Origin of the sequence: Bacillus sp. 7884-1 (genome assembly GCF_002272245.1) — a bacterium.
In the GTDB taxonomy this organism is placed as follows: Bacteria; Bacillota; Bacilli; order Bacillales; family Cytobacillaceae; genus Neobacillus.
The window spans coordinates 23,407-30,183 of record NZ_NPDD01000014.1 but is presented as its reverse complement, the minus strand read 5'-3'; the positions used below and the strand labels follow the sequence as shown (position 1 = coordinate 30,183).

Annotated in this window: 7 protein-coding genes; all 7 read right to left on the bottom strand. The window is 38.4% G+C overall.

Annotated features, from left to right (window positions below; translation table 11 throughout):
- Nucleotides 1–103: 103 nt before the first annotated feature.
- Entirely contained in the window at nucleotides 104–361 is a 258-nt protein-coding gene (locus tag CHI06_RS01585; RefSeq protein ID WP_095246670.1) for an HPr family phosphocarrier protein, read from the bottom strand.
- 26 nt (nucleotides 362–387) lie between these two features.
- Nucleotides 388–1,338, bottom strand: coding sequence for a DNA-binding protein WhiA (gene whiA / locus CHI06_RS01580; protein WP_095246669.1), 951 nt, complete (start codon nucleotides 1,336–1,338; stop codon nucleotides 388–390).
- 44 nt (nucleotides 1,339–1,382) lie between these two features.
- Complete coding sequence (locus CHI06_RS01575; RefSeq protein ID WP_095246668.1) at nucleotides 1,383–2,366, bottom strand: gluconeogenesis factor YvcK family protein; 984 nt, start codon at nucleotides 2,364–2,366, stop codon at nucleotides 1,383–1,385.
- Entirely contained in the window at nucleotides 2,363–3,256 is an 894-nt protein-coding gene (gene rapZ, locus CHI06_RS01570) for an RNase adapter RapZ (protein ID WP_095246667.1), read from the bottom strand. The genes CHI06_RS01575 and rapZ overlap by 4 nt, the downstream gene beginning before the upstream one ends.
- A 19-nt stretch (nucleotides 3,257–3,275) precedes the next feature.
- Nucleotides 3,276–3,734: an NUDIX hydrolase gene (locus CHI06_RS01565; RefSeq protein ID WP_095246666.1), complete on the bottom strand. Its 459-nt coding sequence runs from the start codon at nucleotides 3,732–3,734 to the stop codon at nucleotides 3,276–3,278.
- Nucleotides 3,735–4,008: 274 nt separating this feature from the next.
- Complete coding sequence (gene trxB / locus CHI06_RS01560; protein WP_095246665.1) at nucleotides 4,009–4,959, bottom strand: thioredoxin-disulfide reductase; 951 nt, start codon at nucleotides 4,957–4,959, stop codon at nucleotides 4,009–4,011.
- A 214-nt stretch (nucleotides 4,960–5,173) separates the two neighbouring features.
- Nucleotides 5,174–6,667: a tetratricopeptide repeat protein gene (locus CHI06_RS01555; RefSeq protein WP_095246664.1), complete on the bottom strand. Its 1,494-nt coding sequence runs from the start codon at nucleotides 6,665–6,667 to the stop codon at nucleotides 5,174–5,176.
- Nucleotides 6,668–6,777 lie beyond the last annotated feature (110 nt).

Genomic DNA, 6,777 nt, shown 5'->3' with positions numbered 1-6,777 from the left:
CCTGCGGAAAGTGAAGCACTCCTTAATGGAGCGCAAATCAGCAGGTACCTTTACCTTTATCGAATAAAAAGAGTTTGACCAATTTTAGGTCAAACTCTTTTTATTAATGTTCATTTTGAACAAAATTAGACAATGCATCGACTGCTCTTTCTTCATCATCGCCATCAGCAACAATATTAACCACTACTCCTGAGCCGACAGCCAAGCTCATTAAGCCCATTATGCTTTTTGCATTTACTTTTTTACCATCTTTCTCTAAAAAAATATCTGCTGAAAAACGGTTTGCCTCCTGAACAAATAATGCTGCTGGTCGGGCTTGAAGACCCGTTTTCAATTTAACTTCTACTTGTTTCTCTAGCATTTCAAAATCCTCCTCATGATTTTCCTCTATTTTCTTGTAGCCATTTCACCTATCCGCAATTTATCAGCGATTTCATCTATCTTTCTTAACCGATGATTAATTCCCGATTTACTAATCGTACCTCCTGTAACCATTTCCCCTAGTTCTTTCAGGGTCACATCCGTGTAATGGAGACGGAGTTCAGCAATTTCTCTTAACTTGTCAGGCAAAATATTTAACCCGACCGTTTCATTAATATAGCGAATATTTTCAACCTGACGAATGGAAGCGCCTATAGTCTTATTTAAGTTCGCTGTTTCACAATTAACCAGTCGATTAACTGAATTTCTCATATCTCTTACAATCCGCACATCTTCAAAGCGAAGAAGAGCATTGACTGCACCGGCAATATTTAAAAACTCAGTAATTTTTTCTGCTTCTTTTAAGTAAGTAATATAACCCTTTTTTCGTTCTAGCGTTTTGCTATTAAGACCAAATTTATTCATTAACTCGCATAAGGAATCGTTATGTTCCTTATATAGCGAAGCAATTTCCAAATGATAAGATGAAGTTTCCGGATTATTTACGGAACCTCCAGCAAGAAACGCACCACGTAAATATGAACGTTTACAACATTTCTTTTTCACAAGATCACTAGATATATCATGGATGAAGGTAAATCCGTCACCCAGGATTTTCATATCCTCCAGTATTTCCTTAGCCCGTTGAGATAAACGGACAATGTAAACATTGTTCTTTTTTAGTCTCATTTTCTTTCGAACAAGCAGTTCAACTTGAACATCATAGCTCTTTTTTATTAATGTATAAATCCTTCTAGCTATCGCTGCATTTTCAGTCTGAATATCCACAATTAACTTACGGTTGGAAAAGGACATAGAACCATTCATCCGTATGAGAGCAGAGAGTTCAGCTCGAACACAGCATGGCTTTGTCTCCAAATTCGTTAATTCTTTTTTCGTTTCCGAAGCGAAAGACATCCCTTCACCCCCTTTTATCCAGGTTTTTAAGCCGGACACTATTATTACGCTTCATACCTCTTTTTGGTTTCACTTATGAGCAAATTATATAAAATTTTTGCCACCTTTTTCGGGTCATGTCTAAGTGCACCATTTTCCTGTATCGCAATGTCTGCATGAACCACTTCAAGTCCAAGTTCAAAAATACGGTCCAAATCATAGTTGACAGGATTCGCAAGTTCTTCGTTATAGCGAAGTTGAATATCTTCAGGAATTTCTTTGTCATTAATAAGCATGGTATCCATAAATGCACATGCCATATGATCATAAATAGCCTTTACATGATCACTCGCAGTAAAACCGTGTGTTTCACCCGCTTGTGTCATCAAATTGCATATATACACCTTTTTGGCATGTGACCTGCAAACCTCTTCACCTAATCTTGGTACAAGTAAATTAGGTAAGATACTCGTATATAAACTGCCTGGTCCTATTATAATTAGATCTGCTTGTCTAATGGCTTGAATCGATTCAGGCAGTGGAGTAATCACCTCGGGTGTTAAAAATACTTTTTTAATTTTTTTGCCAGAATAGGGAATTTTCGATTCTCCAGATACGACTGTCCCATCTTCCATTTCTGCATGAAGAACAACGCTCTGGTTTGCTGCTGGCAGGACCTTGCCTCGAACATTTAAAACCTTACTCATTTCCTGAATCGCATGGACAAAGTTACCGGTAATTGATGTCATTGCAGCTAATATCAAATTTCCAAGTGAATGTCCCGATAATTCATTGGAGGTCTTAAAACGGTGCTGAAACATCTCTTCAACAAGCGGTTCAACATCTGATAAAGCAGCTAACACATTTCGGATATCTCCTGGCGGTGGAATTTGCAGGTCTTCACGGAGCCTACCTGAACTTCCGCCATCATCCGCAACCGTCACAATGGCGGTAATATCAACTGGATATTGTTTTAATCCCCGTAATAAAACAGGCAATCCTGTTCCTCCACCAATGATGACGATTCTTGGCTGTCCTAACTCGCTCATGTTGTTTTATCCTTTCTCCTCTCAATGTCACGATGTGAAACCAGTGTCTTATAATCACTTTCAAAATGTTTTGCAAGATATTCTGCCAGCGTTACGGAGCGGTGCTGCCCGCCGGTACAGCCTATTGCGATTACAAGCTGCGCTTTTCCTTCCCGTTTATAGTGGGGAAGCATAAAGCTGAGCAAATCTGTGACCTTCTCTAAGAATTTATGCGTTTCATTCCATTTTAAAACGTAACTAGAAACATCTTCGTCTAAACCTGTTTTAGGTCTCATGTGATCGATATAATGAGGATTAGGCAGGAAACGGACATCAAAAACAAGATCGGCATCGATTGGAATTCCATACTTAAATCCAAATGACATGACATTGACAGTAAAAATTGATTGGTTATTAGAAGTAAATTCAGTAATAATCTTTTCACGTAATTCACGTGGTTTCATTTGCGATGTGTTATAAATAAGCTGTGCCCTGCCCTTTAATTCATCAAGAAGCTCCCGCTCCAATTTGATACCTTCTAAAGGTAATCCAGATTGTGCCAGCGGATGAAATCTCCTTGTTTCCTTATACCTTCGAACCAAAGTTGAATCATCTGCATCTAAAAACAATATTTGTGGACTCACCCATGAAGTTTCTGCAAGTTCATCGAGCGCTTTAAATAAATGATCAAAGAACTCTCTACCTCTTAAATCCATAACTAATGCCACTTTATTCATTTTATTCCCAGATTCCTTCATAAGTTCAAGAAATTTTGGAAGCAGAGTCGGAGGCAGATTATCCACACAGAAAAAACCTAAATCCTCTAAACTCTGGATCGCAACTGTTTTCCCAGCTCCAGACATCCCCGTAATGATGACCATTTGCGTTTCATTTGTAGCTCCGGTACTCATTCACTTTTCCCCCCTCAAATTAGCTTGGATCTAATCGATAACTGATTAGTTGAAAATCCTTCGTATAAGTAAAAGTACCGTAAATAATACCATTTCCATGAATCATGTAATCGATAATATGATAGTCTCCCGCCGCCATTGGCAGGTTTTTTAGTTGATCGAGCGGCTGCCATTCAAGCTTCCCTTCATCTGATTCGTCCACCTGCATTCCATCAGAATCGGTTGCAAAAAAAGTAAACATCATCCATTCGGATAGCACTTGATCATTTTCTTTCATTATGAATGTAAAAATACCCTTCAATTGTGGGTTTTTTAAGTAGATTCCAGTTTCTTCACGGTACTCACGAATACAGGAGTCACGAACAGATTCACCAGGTTCCATTTTGCCGCCTGGTGCCACCCACCAGCCCCTGCGCGGTTTTTTCAACATCAATACTTGATTATCTCTAATTAACACACAATTGGTGACTCGCTGCACAACACTCACCCTTTATATAGTACATACTCAGTAATATCGTAAAATGCGCATATTTATTCCTCTTATTATACTCCTTTTGGTAAGCGGTCACAAATAAATCAGATTTCTTAATTTTGTTAAAAATATGTAAAAAAATAGCACAGGCTTTAAAAGCCTGTGCACCAAGTGAATATTTTAAAGGGGGTCAATTCTTATTTACATTCTACCTTATTAATATTTCACTACTGTTACAGCAGAATTAAAACAGGATTACGTTTATGAAAAATTTGTAAATTTACTGCTTGATTTTTAATTCTTCTTTGAGTTCTTCTATATAGTGCTGTGCACTTTGTGCGGCTATACTGCCATCACCCGTAGCAGTAACAATTTGTCTTAAGGTTTTCTCACGAATATCTCCCGCTGCAAAAATCCCTGGTACTTTTGTTTCCATTAGCTCATTTGTTTCGATATAGCCATTTTCATTGGTAATACCTAAGTTCGAAAATGGTTTAGATAGCGGGATCATTCCGATATAGATAAACACACCATCTGCAGGAAGCTCCTGCTCCTCACCATTTTGAGTGGAAACAAGGGTTACACTGCCTACTTTTCCATCCTTATCATTAATCGACTTAATGGTATGATTCCAAATGAAGTCAATTTTTTCATTTGCAAAGGCACGGTCTTGAAGAATCTTCTGAGCACGAAGTTCATCACGGCGGTGGACAATGGTTACTTTTGAAGCGAATCGTGTTAAATAAACACCTTCTTCAACAGCAGAGTCCCCGCCGCCAATGACATACAATTCCTTTTGTTTAAAAAATGCTCCATCACAAACCGCACAATAGGATACACCGCGGCCGCTAAGTTCCTTCTCCCCTGGTACTCCTACCTTTTTGTATTCAGCACCAGCAGAAATAATGACAGAATAAGCTTTATATTGCTTTGAACCTGCAACAACCGTTTTAACATCACCATTGTCGATAATTTCTTTAATATCGCCATAAGCATATTCCGCGCCAAACTTTTTCGCATGCTCAAACATTTTTGTAGAAAGTTCAGGACCTAGGATACTTTCAAAACCCGGATAGTTTTCAACATCCTCGGTGTTGGCCATTTGACCACCAGGCATACCACGTTCAATCATAAGTGTAGAAAGATTTGCACGAGATGTATAAACAGCAGCTGTCATCCCAGCAGGACCTGCACCAGCGATAATCACATCATAAATTTTTTCCTCAGACATATTTGTCACTCCTTATTTAAAGGCGGAAGCGCCTTGGCCAGGGGCGACAGGCATAAGACGATCCGGCATGAAGGTTGTTCTTTAACCTTCTTGACGGATTGGCTTATGACCCCGAGCCCATAGCGCTGCAGCTAGATATATAAAAAAATACGATTAAGTATAGTATTCCCTACTTAATCGTATAAAACAATTGCCATATAGTCCAAAAATCTGCTCAGTTTAGATGTTTATTCACGATCTTTACATATTTCCCAATGGTTGCTGGTGAGATATCATAGCGTTTGGCAATTTCTTGCTGTGACACTTTTTCATTGATTTTCTTATACCAGACATATTCCATTGCTCCAGCCCAAGCACGTTTGTTATTCAAGGTAATCTGTGACTTGAAAATTTCCACAAACACAGAAAACCACAATAAATATAATCCAGACTCAATTGTTCCGATTGGCTGATGTTTCTCATACAGGACCTCAGCGATTTCCTGTGCGGCTTTTATGGAGGAAGGAGTTCCTGACCTAACTAAAGAAACATAATTTTTTTCCATTGATGTAAGCTTTTGATTTTGGTGATAACGTTTAGAAGTGAAGATTTCTTCTGTTTTTCCTGAAACCGAAGCTAAGAAAATGGCAAATAATCGTTCTTCAATATAATCACTTTCTAGTTTTTGAAAGATAGAACCAGCGTGATCCTCAAATCCATTTGCAACTGGTTTTTCCACATTCCAAGGCTCAAACCCTTCTTTATCAGGGTTATGTTCAAGAACTACTTTCCAAATATTTCGCGCAAAGTTCTCGTGGTTAGTAAAATAAGACGAGTAGGATAGCCAATAATAGAATGGACCATCACCGTCAAAACCGTTTTTATAAAGCTTCTTCAGCCAAAAGTACGCAGATTCATATTCACCAATTAAAGCAAAGGTTGCCCCCAATTTAAATTGATGGTCAATCATCATCGGCTGAATTTTCTTTAAGGAATCCATTAAGCGTGTTACAGCTTTCTTCTTTCCTTGGTAATGGGCAAAAACAAGCCGATTACACAAGGCATGCAGATTTCCTGGATTTCTTTCCAATACATCGTCGAGAATAGATTCTGCTTTTTTGGCTTTCCCTAAATAAAAATAGGCGAGAGCTAAGTTGTTATAAGCAGACCAATATTCTGGGTATGCTTCAACGACATCCTTTAAGAGCTCAATCGCTTTCGGAAAATATCCAGATTCCAATAAATCACGAGCCTGCTCCTGCTTAATAATCAGATCGTCTTGTTCATAAAGTTCATCTTCTAAGCCATCCGCTTCAAATGAAAGGAGCTCTAGAAGGTCTTCTGTATCTTCGCTAAAATCACCATTAGGTTCTAATTCCAAATACATATTTGCATGATGATACGCATCTTTAAAGAAACCCAAATGGGCATAATTATTTGCTAAAAAATAATGACATTCAGCCATTTCTTCATCAAGATCTTCAAGGATTAAATGCAAGAGTCGATTAGAATTTTCAAACTCACCAAGTTCGGTTGATACTATGGCAAGCTGACAGGCTATCATCGGTTCACCCGGCTCCAGCTGCATCGCCCGTTGAAGATATTTTTTAGCTTTTTTAAAATCACGGCGATGGTATGCTTTAATACCCTTCGTGAAATAATATTCCCCAGTCGGAACAAATGACAGGATCTTTCCCTTTTGAATTCTTGCTTTCGAGTCTTTAATCATGGAGACCTCCATCTATACACAATAAACTAACTTATGTAGTATACCACAATAGTCGCCAGTACGAGAAGGGATAGAACGGCATTGCTAATATTGGAATTTCCTTCATATGC

Bases quoted from the DNA above. Each gene is read 5' to 3' on its own strand.
- CHI06_RS01585 (WP_095246670.1), bottom strand. From the start codon at position 361: ATGCTAGAGAAACAAGTAGAAGTTAAATTGAAAACGGGTCTTCAAGCC.
- whiA (WP_095246669.1), bottom strand. From the start codon at position 1,338: ATGTCTTTCGCTTCGGAAACGAAAAAAGAATTAACGAATTTGGAGACA.
- CHI06_RS01575 (WP_095246668.1), bottom strand. From the start codon at position 2,366: ATGAGCGAGTTAGGACAGCCAAGAATCGTCATCATTGGTGGAGGAACA.
- rapZ (WP_095246667.1), bottom strand. From the start codon at position 3,256: ATGAGTACCGGAGCTACAAATGAAACGCAAATGGTCATCATTACGGGG.
- trxB (WP_095246665.1), bottom strand. From the start codon at position 4,959: ATGTCTGAGGAAAAAATTTATGATGTGATTATCGCTGGTGCAGGTCCT.
- CHI06_RS01555 (WP_095246664.1), bottom strand. From the start codon at position 6,667: ATGATTAAAGACTCGAAAGCAAGAATTCAAAAGGGAAAGATCCTGTCA.